The organism is Luteimicrobium subarcticum, assembly GCF_002798015.1.
In the GTDB taxonomy this organism is placed as follows: domain Bacteria; phylum Actinomycetota; class Actinomycetes; order Actinomycetales; family Cellulomonadaceae; genus Luteimicrobium; species Luteimicrobium subarcticum.
Genome location: NZ_PGTZ01000006.1, coordinates 570233 through 587932, shown reverse-complemented (window position 1 = coordinate 587932; position 17700 = coordinate 570233). Strand labels below are relative to the sequence as shown.

Annotated in this window: 15 protein-coding genes; 7 read left to right on the top strand and 8 right to left on the bottom strand. The window is 73.0% G+C overall.

Features of this window, described 5'->3' with window-relative positions:
* Positions 1-39 precede the first annotated feature (39 nt).
* From CLV34_RS03315 to CLV34_RS03295, 5 genes are all read right to left on the bottom strand, one after another.
* The gene (locus CLV34_RS03315) at positions 40-1170 is read right to left on the bottom strand and encodes an ABC transporter substrate-binding protein (RefSeq protein WP_100348778.1); all 1131 of its coding nucleotides are present in this window, start codon (positions 1168-1170) and stop codon (positions 40-42) included.
* Positions 1171-1293: 123 nt separating this feature from the next.
* Positions 1294-2691: a sulfate adenylyltransferase subunit 1 gene (locus CLV34_RS03310; protein ID WP_100348777.1), complete on the bottom strand. Its 1398-nt coding sequence runs from the start codon at positions 2689-2691 to the stop codon at positions 1294-1296.
* Entirely contained in the window at positions 2691-3686 is a 996-nt protein-coding gene (cysD, locus tag CLV34_RS03305; protein WP_100348776.1) for a sulfate adenylyltransferase subunit CysD, read from the bottom strand. Before cysD ends, CLV34_RS03310 begins: the two co-directional genes overlap by 1 nt.
* Positions 3683-4387 (bottom strand): phosphoadenylyl-sulfate reductase, encoded by a 705-nt coding sequence (locus CLV34_RS03300; protein WP_425436176.1) that lies wholly within the window; start codon positions 4385-4387, stop codon positions 3683-3685. The genes cysD and CLV34_RS03300 overlap by 4 nt, the downstream gene beginning before the upstream one ends.
* 170 nt (positions 4388-4557) lie before the next feature.
* On the bottom strand, positions 4558-6285 hold the full coding sequence (locus CLV34_RS03295; RefSeq protein WP_100348775.1) for a nitrite/sulfite reductase: 1728 nt from the start codon (positions 6283-6285) through the stop codon (positions 4558-4560).
* Positions 6286-6719: 434 nt separating this feature from the next.
* Here CLV34_RS03295 and CLV34_RS03290 point away from each other — a divergent pair, with 434 nt between their 5' ends.
* Both CLV34_RS03290 and CLV34_RS03285 read left to right on the top strand, forming a co-directional pair.
* The gene (locus tag CLV34_RS03290; protein ID WP_100348774.1) at positions 6720-7070 is read left to right on the top strand and encodes a hypothetical protein; all 351 of its coding nucleotides are present in this window, start codon (positions 6720-6722) and stop codon (positions 7068-7070) included.
* Between the two features lie 34 nt (positions 7071-7104).
* On the top strand, positions 7105-7587 hold the full coding sequence (locus CLV34_RS03285) for a DUF456 domain-containing protein (RefSeq protein WP_100348773.1): 483 nt from the start codon (positions 7105-7107) through the stop codon (positions 7585-7587).
* A 3-nt stretch (positions 7588-7590) separates the two neighbouring features.
* Here the strand turns inward: CLV34_RS03285 and CLV34_RS03280 are convergent, their stop codons facing one another.
* A complete protein-coding gene (locus CLV34_RS03280; RefSeq protein ID WP_100348772.1) occupies positions 7591-8022 on the bottom strand; it encodes a hypothetical protein in 432 nt (143 codons plus the stop codon).
* 78 nt (positions 8023-8100) lie between these two features.
* Between CLV34_RS03280 and pcrA the strand changes: the two genes are divergently transcribed.
* Positions 8101-10710: a DNA helicase PcrA gene (gene pcrA, locus CLV34_RS03275; RefSeq protein ID WP_100348771.1), complete on the top strand. Its 2610-nt coding sequence runs from the start codon at positions 8101-8103 to the stop codon at positions 10708-10710.
* 274 nt (positions 10711-10984) lie between these two features.
* Positions 10985-12904 (top strand): acyltransferase family protein, encoded by a 1920-nt coding sequence (locus CLV34_RS03270; protein ID WP_245858944.1) that lies wholly within the window; start codon positions 10985-10987, stop codon positions 12902-12904.
* Between the two features lie 21 nt (positions 12905-12925).
* On the opposite strand, the gene CLV34_RS03265 is transcribed toward CLV34_RS03270, so the two are convergent.
* Positions 12926-13561 carry a Clp protease N-terminal domain-containing protein gene (locus CLV34_RS03265; protein WP_100348770.1) on the bottom strand — a complete coding sequence of 212 codons (636 nt, stop codon included), beginning with the start codon at positions 13559-13561 and terminating at the stop codon, positions 12926-12928.
* Between the two features lie 71 nt (positions 13562-13632).
* Positions 13633-13869: a helix-turn-helix domain-containing protein gene (locus tag CLV34_RS03260; RefSeq protein WP_100348769.1), complete on the bottom strand. Its 237-nt coding sequence runs from the start codon at positions 13867-13869 to the stop codon at positions 13633-13635.
* A 238-nt stretch (positions 13870-14107) separates the two neighbouring features.
* Here CLV34_RS03260 and sucC point away from each other — a divergent pair, with 238 nt between their 5' ends.
* The 3 genes from sucC (at position 14108) to CLV34_RS03245 (ending at position 17697) form a co-directional block, all read left to right on the top strand.
* On the top strand, positions 14108-15283 hold the full coding sequence (sucC, locus tag CLV34_RS03255; protein ID WP_100348768.1) for an ADP-forming succinate--CoA ligase subunit beta: 1176 nt from the start codon (positions 14108-14110) through the stop codon (positions 15281-15283).
* A 15-nt stretch (positions 15284-15298) separates the two neighbouring features.
* Positions 15299-16201: a succinate--CoA ligase subunit alpha gene (sucD, locus tag CLV34_RS03250; RefSeq protein ID WP_100348767.1), complete on the top strand. Its 903-nt coding sequence runs from the start codon at positions 15299-15301 to the stop codon at positions 16199-16201.
* Positions 16202-16365: 164 nt separating this feature from the next.
* A complete protein-coding gene (locus CLV34_RS03245; RefSeq protein WP_157803678.1) occupies positions 16366-17697 on the top strand; it encodes a cell division protein PerM in 1332 nt (443 codons plus the stop codon).
* Positions 17698-17700: the final 3 nt, after the last annotated feature.

The window sequence follows — 17700 nt, the reverse complement described above, 5'->3', positions numbered from 1 at the left end:
GTGCTGCGAAGGTGCTGCGGGCGCGGTGCGGGCGGGTGCCTACTCCTCGCCGAGCCCGCCGGCGGACACGGTGGGCTGGCCGTCGGCCGTGAGGATCGAATTCAGGATCCGCAGGTCGTAGATGCCCTTGAGGTCGGCCTTCTGGGTGGTCCCCGCGGTCACGCCGTGGTCCTGGACCTCCTGCAGCGTGCTCGCGAGCGGGTCCACGGACGTCGTGATGTTCGCCCACGCGCGCGTGATCACGTCGTCGGACAGCGACTTGCCGCTGAGCTTCTCGATCTGCTCGTTGACGACCTTCGGCGCCTCGTCGGGGTTGTCCTGGATCCACTTCACGGCGTCGACCTCGCCCTGGACGAGGCCCTTGACCGTCTCGGGGTGCTCGTCGAGGAACTTCTTCGACACGATGAGGTTGGTCGTGAGGAACTTGCCCTCGGGCCACAGCGTCTTCTCGTCGACGAGGACCTTGCCGCCCCCGTCGAGCACGAGGCGCGACGCCCACGGCTCGGGCACCCAGGCGCCGTCGATCTTCTTGTCCTGGAAGAGCTGGAGGGTCTGCGCGTTGTCCGTGGGCGTGATGGTGACGTCCCCGCCGCCGCTCACCGAGTTCTTGAGGCCCTGGTCGGTGAGCCAGCTGCGGAGCGCGACGTCCTGCGTGCCGCCGAGCTGCGGGGTCGCGAGGTCCTTGCCCTTGAGGTCGGCGGCGCTGGTGATGTCGGGCTGGACGACGAGCTGCGCGCCGCCGTAGACCGCACCGGCGACGATGCGGATCGCGTCGCCGTGCGACTTCACGTACGCGTTGATCGCCGGGTTCGGGCCGACGAACGCGGCGTCGATAGCCCCGGCGTTGAGCGCCTCGATCGCGGCCGGGCCGGCGTTGAAGATCTGCGTCGAGAGCTTCGTGGAGCCGAGGTCCTTCTGGAAGGTGCCCTCGGCGACCCCGACGACGGCGGGGGCGTGCGTGACGTTCGCGAAGTAGCCGAGGCGGAGTGCGGACGCCGGGCCCTGGTCGGACGCCTTGCCCGACGCGTCGTCCGACGAGCACGCGCCGAGCGACGCGGCGAGGACGGCCGCGAGCGGGAGGGCGAGCGCCGCGCTGAGCCGGCGCCGGCGTCGCGGCGCGCGTGCGGTGGCGGAGGAGGAACTGGGCGGGTGGGGGTGACGGACGGTCATGGTGTGTTCCTTGTCGGTGAGTTCTCGGGTCTGGCAGGGCGGTGCGCGGTCTTGCGGGCCGCAGCGCCGGCCAGCCCGTCATCGACACGGGCCGCGTCCGGGACGGACGCCGGGATGCCTGAGTCAGATGACGTACTGGACCGGGCGCTGCGCAGGACATCGCGCAGCAGCCAGTGCGTCACCGACCATCCCGGCGGCGAGGGTGCCGCCGTCCTGGCCGTCGATCAGGAGGAAGGCGCCCGTGCGCCGGGAGACGAGGTACTCCTCGGCCGCGACCGGCTGCGCGAGGCGCAGCGTGACGTGACCGATGTCGTTGAGCTCGAGCTGGTCCGCGGGGTCCAGCTCGGCGGTGTCGAGGTTGAGGCGCCCGGCCACGTCCTTGACGACGGCCTGGACCGTGCGGGTCGTGTGCTTGAGCAGGACGCGCGCGCCCGGCCGCAGCGGCGACCCGGACAGCCACGCCACGGTGCCCTCGACGTCCTGCGTGGTCTCGGGGACGTCGGACGCGGCGGCGATGAGGTCGCCGCGGGCGATGTCGACGTCGTCCGCGAGGCGCAGCGTGACCGACTGCGGGGCGAACGCCTCGGGCAGCCCGGCGAACGGGTCGTCGCCGTCGGCGAGCGTGTCGGCCGTGTCGATGCCGACGACCGTGGTGCGGCGCCCGCTGGGGAGCACGACGACCTCGTCGCCGACCTTGACCACGCCGGACGCGACCTGGCCGGCGTACCCGCGGTAGTCGCGGAACAGGTCGTGGTCGTGGCCGGGCGCGGGAGCGCCCTGGGGCCGCAGGACGACCTGGACGGGCAGGCGGAACGCCTCGACCTCGGGGTCGTCGCCGGTCGGCAGCACCTCGAGGAGGTCGAGCAGCGTCGGGCCGTCGTACCAGGGCGTGTGCTCGCCCCGGTCGACGACGTTGTCGCCGAGCAGCGCGGACACGGGGACGGTGTGGACGTCCGCGACCCCGAGGGACGCCGCGACCGTCCGGATCTCGGCAGCGAGCTCGTCGTAGCGCGCCTGCGACCAGTCGACCAGGTCGATCTTGTTCACGGCGACGACCACGTGCGGGACGCGCAGCAGGCTCGCGACGGCCAGGTGGCGGCGCGTCTGCTCGAGCAGGCCCTTGCGGGCGTCGATGAGCAGGACGACGACGTCGGCCGTGGACGCGCCGGTGACCGTGTTGCGCGTGTACTGCACGTGCCCGGGGCAGTCGGCGAGGATGAACGACCGCTTCGCGGTGGCGAAGTAGCGGTAGGCCACGTCGATCGTGATGCCCTGCTCGCGCTCGGCGCGCAGGCCGTCGGTGAGCAGCGCGAGGTCGGCCGACTCGAGGCCGCGGTCACGGCTGACCCGCTCGACGGCGTCGAGCTGGTCGGCGAGGACGGACTTGGAGTCGAACAGCAGGCGGCCGACGAGCGTGGACTTGCCGTCGTCGACGGAGCCGGCGGTGGCGAGGCGCAGCAGCGTGCTGGTGCCACGGTCGCTCGTGGCGGGCGTGCTGACGGAGCGGGTGGGGGTACCCATCAGAAGTAGCCCTCCTTCTTGCGGTCTTCCATGGCGGCTTCGGACAGGCGGTCGTCGGCGCGGGTCGCGCCACGCTCCGTGATGCGGGTGGTCGCCACCTCGGCGATGACCGCGGCGACGTCGTACGCGTCGGACGCGACGGCGCCCGTGCAGGACATGTCGCCGACCGTCCGGTAGCGGACCGTCTCGGTGCGGACGCTCGCGGCCTCGGCGTCGGTGCGCGGCAGCGACACGGGGCTCACGGCGAGGAGCATGCCGTCCCGGTCGAACACCTCGCGCTCGTGGGCGTAGTACAGCTCGGGCAGGGCGATGCCCTCCGCCGCGATGTACTCCCAGATGTCGAGCTCGGTCCAGTTCGACAGCGGGAAGACGCGCACGTGCTCGCCCGGGCGGTGGCGACCGTTGTACAGGTTCCACAGCTCGGGGCGCTGGTTGCGCGGGTCCCACTGGCCGAACTCGTCGCGCAGCGAGTAGACGCGCTCCTTGGCGCGCGCCTTCTCCTCGTCGCGGCGACCGCCGCCGAAGACCGCGTCGAACTTGTGGCCGGTGATGGCGTCGAGCAGCGGCTGCGTCTGCAGCGGGTTGCGGGTGCCGTCGGCGCGCTCGCGGAGGCGACCGTCGTCGATGTAGTCCTGGACGCTCGCGACCTCGAGCCGCAGGCGCAGGCGCTCGGCGGTCGCGTCGCGGTACGCGAGCACCTCGGGGAAGTTGTGCCCGGTGTCGACGTGCAGGACGGGGAACGGCACGGGCGACGGCGCGAACGCCTTGGTCGCGAGATGCAGCATGACCACGGAGTCCTTGCCGCCGGAGAACAGCAGCACGGGCCGCTCGAACTCGGCGACGACCTCGCGGAAGATGTGGATCGACTCGGACTCCAGGGCCTGGAGCTGGCTGAGCCGGCGGGCCTCGGACGTGGTGTCCGTGGGCGCGAGGGCTGTGGTGGGCACGGCGGTGGTCTCCGTCGGGTCGGCGAGCGGGATGTCGGTGGCGGTCATACGTGCAGCCCGCACTCGGTCTTGTCGAGACCGGCCCAGCGGCCGGCCCGGGGGTCTTCGCCGGGCGCGACGCGCCGGGTGCAGGGCGCGCACCCGATGGACGGGTAGCCGTCGTTGAGCAGCGGGTTGAGGACGACCTGGTGCGCGGTCGCGTAGGCGAGCAGCTCGTCGAACGACCACGCGGCGAGCGGGTTGATCTTCACCAGCCCGTTCTTCTCGTCCCACGTGACGAGCGGCGTCGTGGTGCGGGTGGGCGCCTCGTCGCGGCGCACGCCCGTGACCCACACCTCGTACCCGGCGAGCCGGTCGTGCAGGGGCTCGACCTTGCGCAGCGCGCAGCACAGGCCGGGGTCGCGCGACCAGAGGTCCTTGCCGTGCGCGGCGTCCTGCTCGGCGACGGTCTGCTTCGGGGTGACGTCGACGATGGTGACGTCCATCGACGTCTCGACGGCGTCACGTGTCCCGTACGTCTCGGCGAAGTGGTAGCCGGTGTCGAGGAACAGGACGTCGACCCACGGCTTGGTCGCGGCGACGACGTGCGGGAGCACGGCGTCGGCCATCGAGCACGCCACGGCGATCGAGTCGCCGAACTCGCGGACGGCCCAGGCGACGACCTCCTCGGCGGTGGCCTCGCGGGTCGCGTCGGGCGCGGCGCCCGGCCAGCCCGGACCGTGCAGCTCGGCCTGGCCGCGCCGCACGATCTCTCGGAGCTCGGCGGCCGAGCGCTTCGGGCGCGCCTGCGCGGCCCGTCGCTCCGCATCGGCGGCCTTCGCCGTGGCGCGCGCCTGCGTGCGCGCCTGTGCGGCGGCCCGCAGGGCGGCCAGCGGGTTGTCGGCCGGTGTCGGGGTCTGCTCGGTCGTCTGCTCGGTGGTCACTGGAGCGCCTCCTCGTCCGCGCGGTGGGCCCACTGGGCGAACGTCTCGCCCTCGGCCCCTTCGGCGTCGAACCGTCGCACGACCCGCTCGACGTAGTCGGGCAGCTCGGACGCGGCGACCTTGAGGCCGCGGACGGTCCGGCCGAGGCCGGCCTCGTCACGGTCCTCGGACGCGAGCCCGCCGCCCAGGTGCACCTGGAACCCGGGGACCTGCTCGCCGTCGACGGTGATGATCTGGCCCTTGAGGCCGATGTCGGCCGTCTGGATGCGGGCGCACGAGTTGGGGCAGCCGTTGATGTTGAGGCTCACGGGCTTGAGGTGCGACAGGTCGCCCAGCCGCTTCTCGAGCTCGTCGACCGCCGCCGACGCCGTGGCCTTGGTCTCGACGATCGCGAGCTTGCAGTACTCGATGCCGGTGCACGCGATGGTGCTGCGGCGCCACGGGCTGGGGTTCGCGTCGAGGCCGAGCTCCTTGAGGCGGCCGACGACGTGCTCGACATGCGCGTCGGGGACGTCGAGCACGAGGAGCTTCTGGTGGGGGGTGAGCCGCACGCGACCCGAGCCGACGGACTCCGCGAGGTCCGCGACGTCGGCGAGGATCTGGCCGGACACGCGGCCGACGTAGGGCGCGGCGCCGACGTAGTTGCGGCCGTCCTTCTGCTTGTGGACGCCGATGTGGTCGCCCGGCGTCGTGGGACGCGGTGCGGGCGGGCCGTCCGGCAGGGCGTAGCCGAGGTACTCCGTCTCGAGGACCTCGCGGAACTTCGCGGGCCCCCAGTCGGCGAGCAGGAACTTCAGGCGGGCCTTGTTGCGCAGCCGGCGGTAGCCGTAGTCGCGGAAGATCTGTGCGACTCCGTGCCACACGTCGGGCACCTGCTCCTCGGTGACGAACACGCCCAGGCGCTCGCCGAGCCGCGGGTTGGTGGACAGGCCGCCACCGACCCACAGGTCGAACCCGACGCCGAGCACCGGGTGGCGGTGCGCGACGAACGCGACGTCGTTGATCTCGTGCACGACGTCCTGGCTGGGGTGCCCGGTGATCGCGGTCTTGAACTTGCGCGGCAGGTTCGCGAGCTCGGGCACGCCGAGGTACTTCTCGGTGATGCCGTCGACGACGGGGCCGATGTCGAGCAGCTCGTCCGCGGCGACGCCCGCGACGGGGCTGCCGAGGACGACGCGCGGCACGTCGCCGCAGGCCTCGGTGGTACCCAGACCGACGGCCTCGAGGCGGCGCCAGATCTCGGGGACGCTCTCCACCTCGACCCAGTGGAGCTGGATGTTCTGCCGGTCCGTGATGTCGGCGGTGTCACGCCCGAAGTCGCGCGAGATCCCCGCGATCACGCGGAGCTGGTCGGTGGTCAGGGCGCCGGCGTCGATCCGCACCCGGAGCATGAAGTACTCGTCCTCGAGCTCGTGCGGCTCGAGCGTGGCGGTCTTGCCGCCGTCGATGCCCGGCTTGCGCTGGGTGTAGAGGCCCCACCAGCGGAAACGCCCGTGGAGGTCGTCGTCCGTGATCGAGCCGAAGCCCTGCTTGGAGTACGTCTCCTCGATCCGTGCGCGCACGGAGAGGCCGCCGTCCTCCTGCTTCCACTTCTCGTTGCCGTTGAGCGGGGTGGTGCCGTCGACCTTCCACTGCCCGTGGGGACGGGCCGCGGGACGCGCGGGACGCTCGCCGGCGGGGCGTGCGGCGCGGTCCGCGCGGGCGGGGGGTGCGGGCGTGGTCATCGTGCTCCTTGTGGCCGCGAGCACGCGCGGGTGGTGGAGCCTCAGCGATTCCCGGGGGGAGACGAGGTCCGCACTCGCGCGCCCTCGCTCGGGGGGATGGTGCCGCGGTGCGGCAGGTCCGAGGTAGGGCTGGTCAACAACAACACGTTGCGACCGGGCACAGGCACATGAGGGTGCCGTGGCACGCCGCGGACGTCGGCCGTGCCGGCTGGGCAGCCGGTGCCGTCGTACGGGGTGCGAGTGCGGTCATGGTGACGACGGTACCTGGCGATCCCGAGAGGTGGAACCACGCGTCCAGATCATGGACAGGTGTCTTGGATCGCGGACGCGGCTGCGCGGTTCGTGGGCCGTGTGCTGCGCGTCCCGGAAGATCTCGGGGCGAATCGGCCCCCTGGTTTTACGACACAGGTGTCAGCAAACTACGATCGGCCACCATGAAGATCCTCGTTGAAGTCTTTGCCGTCCTCCACTTCATCGGCTGGGCGATCGTCCTCGGTGGGTACCTCGTGAGCATCCGCAAGCCCGGGCTCCCGAAGGGCGTCTTCCACGGCGCGGCGACCGCCCTCGTCTCGGGGATCGTGATGATGGGCGTGATCGAGTCGAACCCGGACGTCCTCGGGCACCCGTTCCCGGACGGCAAGCTCGCCGTCAAGCTCGTCGTCGCGCTCGTCATCACCGTCCTGGCCTTCCTCGTGCAGCGCAAGGGCGACCGCGCGCCCGCCTGGATGAAGCACGCCGTCGGCGGCCTCACGATCGCGAACATCGTCATCGCCGTCTTCTGGTGAGCCGCAACGCCCGGGCGGCCAGGGCGGGGAGGCCGTGAGCTCCGGCGGCGAGGTCGTCGTCGGGATCGTGATCCTGCTCGGGCTGGTCGGCGTGGTCGTCCAGGTGCTGCCCGGGAACCTGCTCGTGCTGGGCGCGATCCTCGTCTGGGCGATCCTCACCGGCGGGACGACGGCCTGGGTCTGCTTCGGCGTGGCGCTCGCGTGCGTCGCCGTCGCGGAGGTCGCGCAGCTCGTCCTCGGGGCACGGCACCTGCGCCGCGCCGAGGTCCCCTGGATCACGCTCGCGATCGGCGGCGTCGTCGGCGTCGTCGGGTTCTTCGTCGTCCCGGTCGTCGGGCTGCCGCTCGGGTTCGTGCTCGGGGTGCTCGTCGTCGAGCTGCTGCGACGGCGGGACCTGCGGGCCGCGTGGGCGGCTACCGTCGCCGCGATGGTCGCGACCGGCATCACGATCGTCGTCCAGCTCGCCGGGGCGCTGCTCGCGACGTCCGCGTGGCTCGTCGGCGTCGCGCTGACCTGACCTTCACGCCTCGGAGGGGCGCCCGGTGGGCGCGAAGTACAGCACGACCGTCGGCAGTCGCAGGAGCCCGTCGTGGTAGCCCCCGAGGATCCGGTTGACCACCGCGTTCATCGTCAGTCCCTCCCCGGCCGCCCGCGCCTTCGCGGCGGCCCAGACGGTGTCGGCCACCCGCAGCGAGCTCACCGAGCTCCGCGTCCCCCCGGTGACCGCAGGGTCATCGGTCGGCGGAGGGAGCTCGAGGCGCACCGCGTCGGACGCGTACCCCTCCAGGAGCACCCCGACCGCGTAGTTGATCGTCACGCCGTCCGCCTCGGCCCGGGCCTTCACGGCGGCCCACAGGCCGTCGTCGCACCGCACGGACCGTGGGCTGGACGCCTCCGTCCCCCGGTGCTCCCGGACCAGGGACCGCGTGCCTTCCTCGACGTGTTGGCTCATGGCCCCATTCAAGTGCCCGCGACGCCGACCTGCCGGGCGGCGTCGTCTGTCGGCCCGGACGCCTAGGCTGGTGCCGCGATGAACTCTCTCTTCGACGACCTCCCCCTGCCCGGTGTCACGCGCCCCGCCGCGCGCCCCGGGACCCGTGCCGCCGCGGTCGACGGACCGTCGCCCGTCCCTGGCCCGACGGTGCCTGCGGGCCCGTCCGTGCACGAGCCCGACTCGCTGCTCGAAGGGCTCAACCCGCAGCAGCGCGAGGCCGTCCTGCACGAGGGCGGGCAGCTCCTCATCGTCGCCGGTGCCGGGTCGGGCAAGACGCGCGTCCTGACCCACCGCATCGCCTACGCCCTCGCCACCCGCCGCGCCCGCCCGGGCGAGGTCCTCGCGATCACGTTCACCAACAAGGCTGCCGCCGAGATGCGCGAGCGCGTCGAGGCGCTCGTCGGCCCCGTGGCACGGCGCATGTGGGTCTCCACGTTCCACTCCGCGTGCGTCCGGATCCTGCGTGCCGAGCACGACCAGCTCGGCCTGCGCTCCACGTTCTCGATCTACGACGCCGCCGACTCGCTGCGGCTCGTCACGCTCGTGTGCCGCGAGCTCGACCTCGACGCGAAGAAGTACCCGCCGCGTTCGCTCGCGAACAAGATCTCCGACCTCAAGAACGAGCTCGTCGACCCCGACACGTACCGGTCGACGTCGGGCGCGGCGACCGCAGACGGTGTCGCCGGGGTACCCCGCAGCAACGAGTTCGACGGCGTCCTCGCCGACGTCTACACGCGCTACCAGGCGCGGCTCGCGCAGGCGCACGCGCTCGACTTCGACGACCTCATCATGACGACCGTCAACCTGCTGCAGGCGTTCCCCGCGGTCGCGGAGCACTACCGGCGCCGGTTCCGGCACATCCTCGTCGACGAGTACCAGGACACCAACCACGCCCAGTACGTCCTCGTGCGCGAGCTCGCGGGCGTCGGCACCACCAGGACCGTGGGGGGCGAGGTCGACGAGACCGTCGAGGGGGACCTCCGGGAAGGGCGCCACGCGGGCGTCGTGCCGCCCGCCGAGCTCACCGTCGTCGGTGACGCCGACCAGTCCATCTACGCGTTCCGCGGCGCCACCATCCGCAACATCCTCGAGTTCGAGGCCGACTACCCGGCCGCGCGGACCCTGCTCCTCGAGCAGAACTACCGGTCCACGCAGACCATCCTGTCCGCCGCCAACGCCGTCATCGCCCGCAACCCCGACCGCAAGCCCAAGCGCCTCTGGACCGACTCCGGCGCCGGCCCGCAGATCGTCGGGTACGTCGCCGACAACGAGCACGAAGAAGCCCGGTTCGTCGCCGAGGAGATCGACCGCCTCGGCGACAGCGACGGCGTCCGGCCCGGCGACGTCGCGATCTTCTACCGCACCAACGCGCAGTCCCGCGCGCTCGAAGAAGTCCTCATCCGCGTCGGCCTCCCGTACAAGGTCGTCGGCGGCACCCGCTTCTACGAGCGGCGCGAGGTCAAGGACGCCGTGGCGTACCTGCACGCCGTCACCAACCCCGACGACGACGTGAACCTGCGCCGCGTCCTGTCCGTCCCCCGCCGCGGCATCGGCGACCGCACGGAGGCGCTCGTCGCCGTCTTCGCCGAGCGCGAGCGCATCTCGTTCGGTGCGGCGCTCGACCGCCTCGACGAGATCCCCGGCATGACGACGCGGTCGCTGCGCCCCCTCGAAGGGTTCCGCGACCTCATGTCCGGGCTGCGCGAGCTCGCCGCGAGCGGAGTCGGCCCCGCCGAGGTGCTCGGCGCGGTGCTCGACCGGTCCGGGTACCTCGCCGAGCTGCGCGCGTCGGAAGACCCGCAGGACGCCGGTCGCGTCGAGAACCTCGCCGAGCTGCACGCCGTCGCCGCCGAGTTCGAGGAGGCCGAGCCCGAGGGCACCCTCGCGGACTTCCTCGAGCGCGTCTCGCTCGTCGCCGACTCCGACCAGATCCCCGCGGACGACGGCGGTGACCCGAACGACGGCGACGGGGAGGGCGACGGGCTCGGTGCGGCACGCCGCGACCCCGGCGTCGTCACCCTCATGACCCTGCACACCGCCAAGGGCCTCGAGTTCCCCGTCGTGTTCCTCACCGGGCTCGAGGACGGCACCTTCCCGCACATGCGGTCCCTGCACGACGACACCGAGCTCGCCGAAGAGCGCCGCCTCGCGTACGTCGGCATCACGCGCGCCCGCCAGCGCCTCTACATGTCGCGGTCCGCCGTGCGCTCCGCCTGGGGCATGGCCAACGAGTTCCCCGCGTCCCGGTTCCTCGACGAGATCCCTGAGGAGCTCGTCGACTGGAGGCGGCGCGAGTCGTCGATGCAGACGCTGCGCGGTGGCGGTTCCCTGGGGTGGGGCGGCGGCTGGGGGTCGTCGGCCGCACCCCGCTCCGGGTTCCGCCGCTCCGGGGCGGCCGCGCGCAGCGGCGGCGTCGGCGGGCGGGGCGGGCAGGAGGGCGGGCCGTCGTTCGGGTCCGCGACGCCCCGGGACGACGCGAGCATCCCGAACCTCGACGTGGGCGACAAGGTCACGCACGACGCCTACGGGCTCGGGACGGTCGTCGCGCTCGAGGGCGTCGGGCGCAACGCCGTCGTGAAGGTCGACTTCGGGGGCGACGGCACCAAGCGTCTGCTGCTGCGCTTCTCACCCGTCACCAAGCTCTGACGGGGCAGCCCGGGCAACCTCCTGCTCCTCGATCGGGGCGCCCTGAGGTCGTTCTCGGGACGCGCCGTGCGGGGGCTGTGCAGAGCACCTGACGCGTCCTACCGTGGGAGCGGACGCCCGCCTGCCCACGAAGGAGGTGCCCGTGGCCGGCCCCCCGCCGCCCCCGCCCCCACCGTCGCTGCGACAGCCGCCGCCGCCGGCACCACCGCAGTCGCCGCCGCGCGCCGCAGCCCCGTCGACCGGGACAGGGCGGTCGGGGCGGCGCAGCGGCAGGGTGCCCGGGCTCGACGGGCTGCGTGCCGTCGCCGTCATCGCCGTGATCGTCTACCACGTCCAGCCCACCTGGCTTCCCGGCGGATTCCTCGGCGTGGACGTGTTCTTCGCGGTCAGCGGCTTCCTCATCACGACGCTCCTACTGCGCGAGCTGCAGACGCGCCACCGCCTGAACCTGCCCGCGTTCTGGATGCGGCGCGTGCGACGGCTCGTGCCCGCGCTCGTGGTCGTCGTCGTCACGAGCATCGTCGCTGCACGCCTCGTCGAGCCCGACCTGCTCGTCCACATCGGCCGGCAGACGTTCGGCGCCGCGACGTTCACGAGCAACTGGGTGGAGGTCGTCGCCGGGTCCAGCTACTTCGACCAGACGTCGCCGCTGATCTTCCAGACCTTCTGGTCGCTCGCGATCGAGGAGCAGTTCTACCTCGTGTGGCCCGTCGTGCTCGCCGTGCTCATCGCCCTCGTGCGGGGCGGCCGGGCGTGCACCGCCGTCGTGCTCGCCGCGGCGCTGGGGTCGGCCGTCCTCATGGCGGCGCTGTACTCGCCGGGGGCCGACCCGACCCGCGTCTACTACGGCACCGACACCCACGTGTTCGGCCTGCTGATCGGCGTCGCCGCGGCGCTGTGGTGGGGGAGCGGGCGCGAGCTCCTGCCGCGCGCCGTCGCGTCCTGGGTCCCCGCGCTCGCGCTCGTGGCGCTCGTCGTCGAGATGCGGTTCCTGCGCACCGACATGACGTTCGCGTACCGCGGCGGGATCCTGCTCGGCTCCGCCCTCGCGATGCTCGCGGTCGCGGGCTGCACCGGCCGCGCCGGCGGCTACCTGCGACTCCTCGGCTGGTCGCCGCTGACCTGGGTCGGCGTCCGCTCGTACGGGCTGTACCTGTGGCACTGGCCCGTTCTGCTCGTCGTCTGGGGCGCCTTCGACGCGTTCCCCGGGACGTCGACCTGGTGGCTCGCGACCGCGATCGGCGTCGCCGTGACGCTCCTCGTGGCCGCCGCCTCCTACCGGTGGGTGGAGACGCCGATCCGTCGCGACGGGTTCCGCGCCGTGTGGCACCGCGCGACCGGGGCGGTGCGCCGACCCGGCGCGCGGCTCGCGCCCGTCGCCGTCGCCGGCGTCGTCGGGCTCGTGGTGGTCGCCGGGTGCGCGGTCGCGACGGCGCCGGCCGAGACCAGCGCGCAGCGGTCCGTCGAAGCGGGCATGGCCGCCATCGACACGACGGGTGTGGAGACGGACGGCGTCGACCCCGCGACCGCCCCGACGCCCCACCCGACGCCCGACCCGACGGCGAGCCCGACGACGGGCGGGAGGGCGTCGCGCGGGAACGCGCAGAAGAGCCCGTCCTCCGACCCGTCGCGGATCCCGACCGCGCCGGGCACCGGCGCGGGAGACGACGCGGCGAGCCCGCTCGTCGTCCACGGCGCGGTCGACGGCAAGCAGGTCATCGGTTTCGGCGACTCGGTGATGTCGGGCGCCGCGCCCGCGTTGCTTCAGGCGTTCCCGGGCATCGCGCTCGACGCCGTGCCCATCCGCAAGTGGGTCGACGCGCCCGCGATCGTCCAGAAGGCGGCCGACGCGGGCAAGCTCCGCCCCTACGTCGTCCTCAACTTCGGGACGAACGGCGGCTTCCAGTTCGCGGGCTCGGACAAGGCGCTCGAGAAGGTCCTCGCGATCCTCGGCCCGGACCGCAAGGTCGTCCTGGTCAACACCGTCGGGGTGTCCTACTGGGTGCCGGACGCCAACAAGGAGCTCGCGAAGATCGCGGGCCGCTACCCCAACGTCGTGGTCGCGGACTGGTGCTCTGCGGCGAAGAGCGAGCCCGGCCTCCTGCACCCGGACCGGACGCACCCGAACATGAAGGGCATCCCCGTGTACGCAGGCGTCGTCGAGGACGCTCTCAAGACGGTCTCCGGGCGGTAGCCGGGCCGCCGCCCACAGGCGTCAGGCAGCGCGTCCCGTCCGGCGGTCGCGGGCGCGCTCGGCGGCCGCCCGCAGCGCGGGGACGTCGGCCGAGGCCGCCGCGAGCGTGCGGGACGCGGGGGAGTCCGCGTCCCGCAGGAGGCCGAGCAGCAGGTGCGCGCTCGTGAGCTGCTTGTCGTGCAGCCGTCCCGCCTCGCGCAGCGCGAGCTCGAGCGCACGCTTCGCGTCGGAGGTCAGACGTCCCCGGGGCCGCCGGCCCCGACGGGCCTCCGAGGGCGCCGGGGCGTCGAGCGCCCCGGCGCCGAACACGGCGTCCGCGTGCGCGCGCACGGCGTCCAGGTCGATGCCGAGCGAGGCCAGCGCGTCGGCGTCGAGTTCCGCGTCGAGGACGTCGGCCGACGCCGTGCCGGCGGTCGTCCCGTCGGCGGTCGTGCCGTCAGCCGTCGTCGGGGCGCCGGCACGGGCCGCCGTGGCGAGACGGGCACGGTCGAGCCCGGCGTCGCGCAGCACGACGCTGCCCGGTCCGGTGTCGCCCTCGTCGGCGAGCGCCGCCAGCGCGAGCAGCAGTGCGGTGCTGTCGACGGGGGAGGTCGGGGTGGCGTCGTCGACGGCGCGACTGACGGCCGCGCGGGCGTCGTGGGTGAATCGGGCGAACATGGTCGGCTCCTGTCTGCGGTGGTGACGGGCTGTGGTGGTGTCGGGTGCGGTGCGTGGTGACCGGGGTGGGTTCACCCGGTCCGGTCCTGTCGGCCGAACCGTTGGTGCACTGCTTGTCGGGTGACGCCGAGCTGGTCCGCGATCTCCTGCCACGACCACCCGAGCGCACGGGCCCGACGTACCTGGAGGGCCTCGAGCCGGTCCGCGAGGACGCGCAGCGCCCTGACGGCCCGGAGCCCGGCTGCGGGGTCGTCGCCGGCGGCGGCGTGCGTGAGGTCGGCCGGGGCGCGGGAGGGATCGTCGGACATGGTGTCAAGTTACGTTGACGAGCCATCGATGTCAAGACATGTTGACGTCGAGTGTCCGCCGGGTGTCCGCACGGCGACGAGAGCGCGCGAGCATGTGGCGCTCGTCACTCGGCGGCGTCCAGGCGGCGTCGAGAGGGCGCCTGCGGCCGGTCGCGCCGCGCGGCAGGTCTAACCTGGAACACGGCTGTCTCGACGTCGAGACACTGTTGAATCTCCGTCGATGGAAGGACGCACCAGGGTGGACCTGTTCGAATACCAGGCGCGCGACCTCTTCGAGAAGCACGGCGTGCCCGTGCTGGGCGGCGTCGTCGCGACGACCCCCGAAGAGGCCCGCGAAGGCGCAACGAAGCTGACCGGTGGTCAGGACGGCGTGGTGGTCGTCAAGGCGCAGGTCAAGGTCGGCGGTCGCGGCAAGGCCGGCGGCGTCAAGCTCGCCAAGACCGCGGACGAGGCAGCCGAGAAGGCGTCCGAGATCCTCGGCATGGACATCAAGGGCCACACGGTCCACCGCGTGATGATCGCCCAGGGCGCGCAGATCGCGGAGGAGTACTACTTCTCCGTGCTGCTCGACCGGTCCAACCGCTCGCTGCTCGCCATGGCGAGCAAGGAGGGCGGCATGGAGATCGAGCAGCTCGCGGTCGAGCGCCCCGAGGCGCTCGCGCGCATCGAGGTCAACGCCCTCACCGGCATCGACGCGGCCAAGGCGCAGGAGATCGTCGAGGCCGCGGGCTTCGACGCCGACGTCGCCCCGCAGATCGCCGACGTCATCCAGAAGCTCTGGACCGTCTACAAGGAGGAGGACGCGACGCTCGTCGAGGTCAACCCCCTCGTCAAGACGGCGGACGGCTCGATCGTCGCGCTCGACGGCAAGGTCTCGCTCGACGAGAACGCCGGCTTCCGTCACCCGGAGCACGAGGAGCTCGAGGACAAGGCCGCGGCCGACCCGCTCGAGGCCAAGGCGAAGGCCAGCGACCTCAACTACGTCAAGCTAGACGGCGAGGTCGGCATCATCGGCAACGGCGCGGGTCTCGTCATGAGCACCCTCGACGTCGTCGCGTACGCCGGTGAGAACCACGGCGGCGTGAAGCCCGCCAACTTCCTCGACATCGGCGGCGGCGCCTCGGCGTCCGTCATGGCTGCCGGGCTCGACGTGATCCTCAACGACCCGCAGGTCAAGTCGGTGTTCGTGAACGTCTTCGGCGGCATCACCGCGTGCGACGCCGTCGCGAACGGCATCGTCAAGGCGCTCGAGATCCTCGGCGACGAGGCGAACAAGCCGCTCGTCGTGCGTCTCGACGGCAACAACGTCGAGGAGGGCCGCCGCATCCTCGCGGAGGCCGCCCACCCGCTCGTCACGCTGGCGAGCACCATGGACGAGGGCGCCGACAAGGCCGCCGCGCTGGCTGCGAAGTAAGGGAACCGAGCAACGATGTCTGTCTTCCTCAACAAGGACTCCAAGGTCATCGTCCAGGGCATCACGGGCGGTGAGGGCACCAAGCACACCGCCCTCATGCTCAAGGCCGGGACGCAGGTCGTCGGCGGCGTGAACGCCCGCAAGGCCGGCACCACCGTGAACCACACCGACAAGGACGGCAACGCCGTCGAGCTCCCCGTCTTCGGCTCGGTGGCCGAGGCGATGGAGAAGACGGGCGCGGACGTGTCGATCGCGTTCGTCCCCGCCGCCTTCACGAAGGCCGCGATGATCGAGGCCATCGACGCCGAGATCCCGCTGCTCGTCGTCATCACCGAGGGCGTGCCCGTCGAGGACTCCGCCGAGGCGTGGGCCTACGCGACCGAGAAGGGCAACACGACCCGGATCATCGGCCCGAACTGCCCCGGCATCATCACCCCGGGCGAGTCGCTCGTCGGCATCACCCCGGCGACGATCACGGGCTCCGGCCCGATCGGTCTCGTGTCGAAGTCCGGCACGCTGACCTACCAGATGATGTACGAGCTGCGGGACTTCGGGTTCTCGACCGCCATCGGCATCGGCGGCGACCCGATCATCGGCACCACGCACATCGACGCGCTCGCCGCGTTCGAGGCCGACCCCGACACGAAGGCGATCGTCATGATCGGCGAGATCGGCGGCGACGCCGAGGAGCGTGCCGCGGCCTTCATCAAGGAGAACGTCACGAAGCCGGTCGTCGGCTACGTCGCGGGCTTCACCGCCCCCGAGGGCAAGACGATGGGCCACGCGGGCGCCATCGTGTCCGGCTCGTCCGGCACCGCGGCTGCGAAGAAGGAGGCCCTCGAGGCCGCCGGCGTGAAGGTCGGCAAGACGCCGTCCGAGACCGCCGCGCTCATGCGGGAGATCCTCACCCAGGCGTGAGTCGCAGCACGATCCCGGCGTGACGCACGCCGGGCAGCACCACCCGACGGGCCGTCGGGGCCGAGCACCGCTCGCCCCGGCGGCCCGTCGTCGTGCCGACCCGCCGCGCCGACCCGCCGCGGCTCCTGCACCACCACGACCCCGCCGTGCGCGACGATTGCCCCGTGAGCTCCACCACCCCCACCCGGTCGCCCCGGGCACGCACGATCGACGCGGAGCCGGACGCCCCGCGACGCGGACTGCGGGGGCTGCGACGTCGCACCGGCCGCACGGACGACGGCTCGGGCCGCGGTGCCCGGACCCAGCAGGTCGTGGCGGCGGTCGGCGTGGTCGTCCAGACGGTCGTCCTGCCGCTCGTGGTCGTCGCGGTCGTCGTGGGCGCCGTCCTCGTCGCGAGCCCGCCGTCGAGCGGGTCGGGCTGGGGACGCACGGCCCAGGTGACGGGTGCGGTATGGCTCGCCGCGCAGGGCGTCCCCCTCGTGACCGGTGGCGTGACGCTCACGATCGTCCCCCTGGGCGTCACCGCGCTCAGCCTGCTCGTCGGGTACCGCGCCGCCCGGCGCACCCTGCGCCCGTCGGCCCTGCCGCTCCTGCTCGCCGTCGTGCTCTACACCGGGGTGGTCGCCGGCGCGTCGCTGCTCACGACGGCCGTGGCACCCGGTGCGGTCTGGCGCGGTGCCGTGGGCGCGGCGCTCCTCGCAGCGACCGCGTTCACGCTCGGGTCCAGCGCGTCCGGGCGCGGCCCGACCGTCGGCGAGCGGGCGCTGGCGGCGCAGGACGCCGTCCTCCGTCGCGTGCGGTGGATCGGCGCCCCCTGGTTCGACGGCCTGCGCCGCGGGTTCGTGGCCGGGCTCGTCGCCGTGCTGCTGCTCGTCGCGGTCGCCGGGCTGCTGGTGGTCGTGTGGGCCGTGTCGGGGCGTTCCACGGTCGCCGACGTGCTGCGCCTGCTCGACCCCGGCGTGGTCGGCGGCGGGGTGCTCGCGGTCGCGCAGCTCGCGCTCGTGCCGAACCTCGTGGCGTGGGCCGCGGCCTGGGTCGTGGGCCCGGGGTTCGGGATCGGGACCGACTCGCTGTACGCGACGACGGCCCACGTCGAGGGTGCGCTCCCGGCGCTGCCGGTCGTCGGGGTGCTGCCCGGGGCGGGCTGGACGAACGACGTGTCCGTCCTCGCGCCGCTCGTGGTCGTCGTCCTCGGGGTGGTCGCCGGTGGGTTCCTGTGGCGGTCGCACGCGTACGCCGGCGGGACCTCGTGGTCGGGACTGGTGGTCTCGGTGGTCGTGGCGGCCGCGACGGCGGGACTGCTCGTGGTCGGGCTGGAAGGGCTGGCGAACGGTGCGGCCGGCCCGGGCGTCCTCGTCCAGGTCGGTGCGGACGCGTGGCGCACGGGCGCCTGGGCGGCGGCCGAGGTTGGCGTCGGGGTCGTCCTCGCGGTGGGCTGGCGGCTGCTCGGGATCGGTCCGTGGCTGCGCCGCACCCTGGGGAGGCAGCCCGCGTAGGGT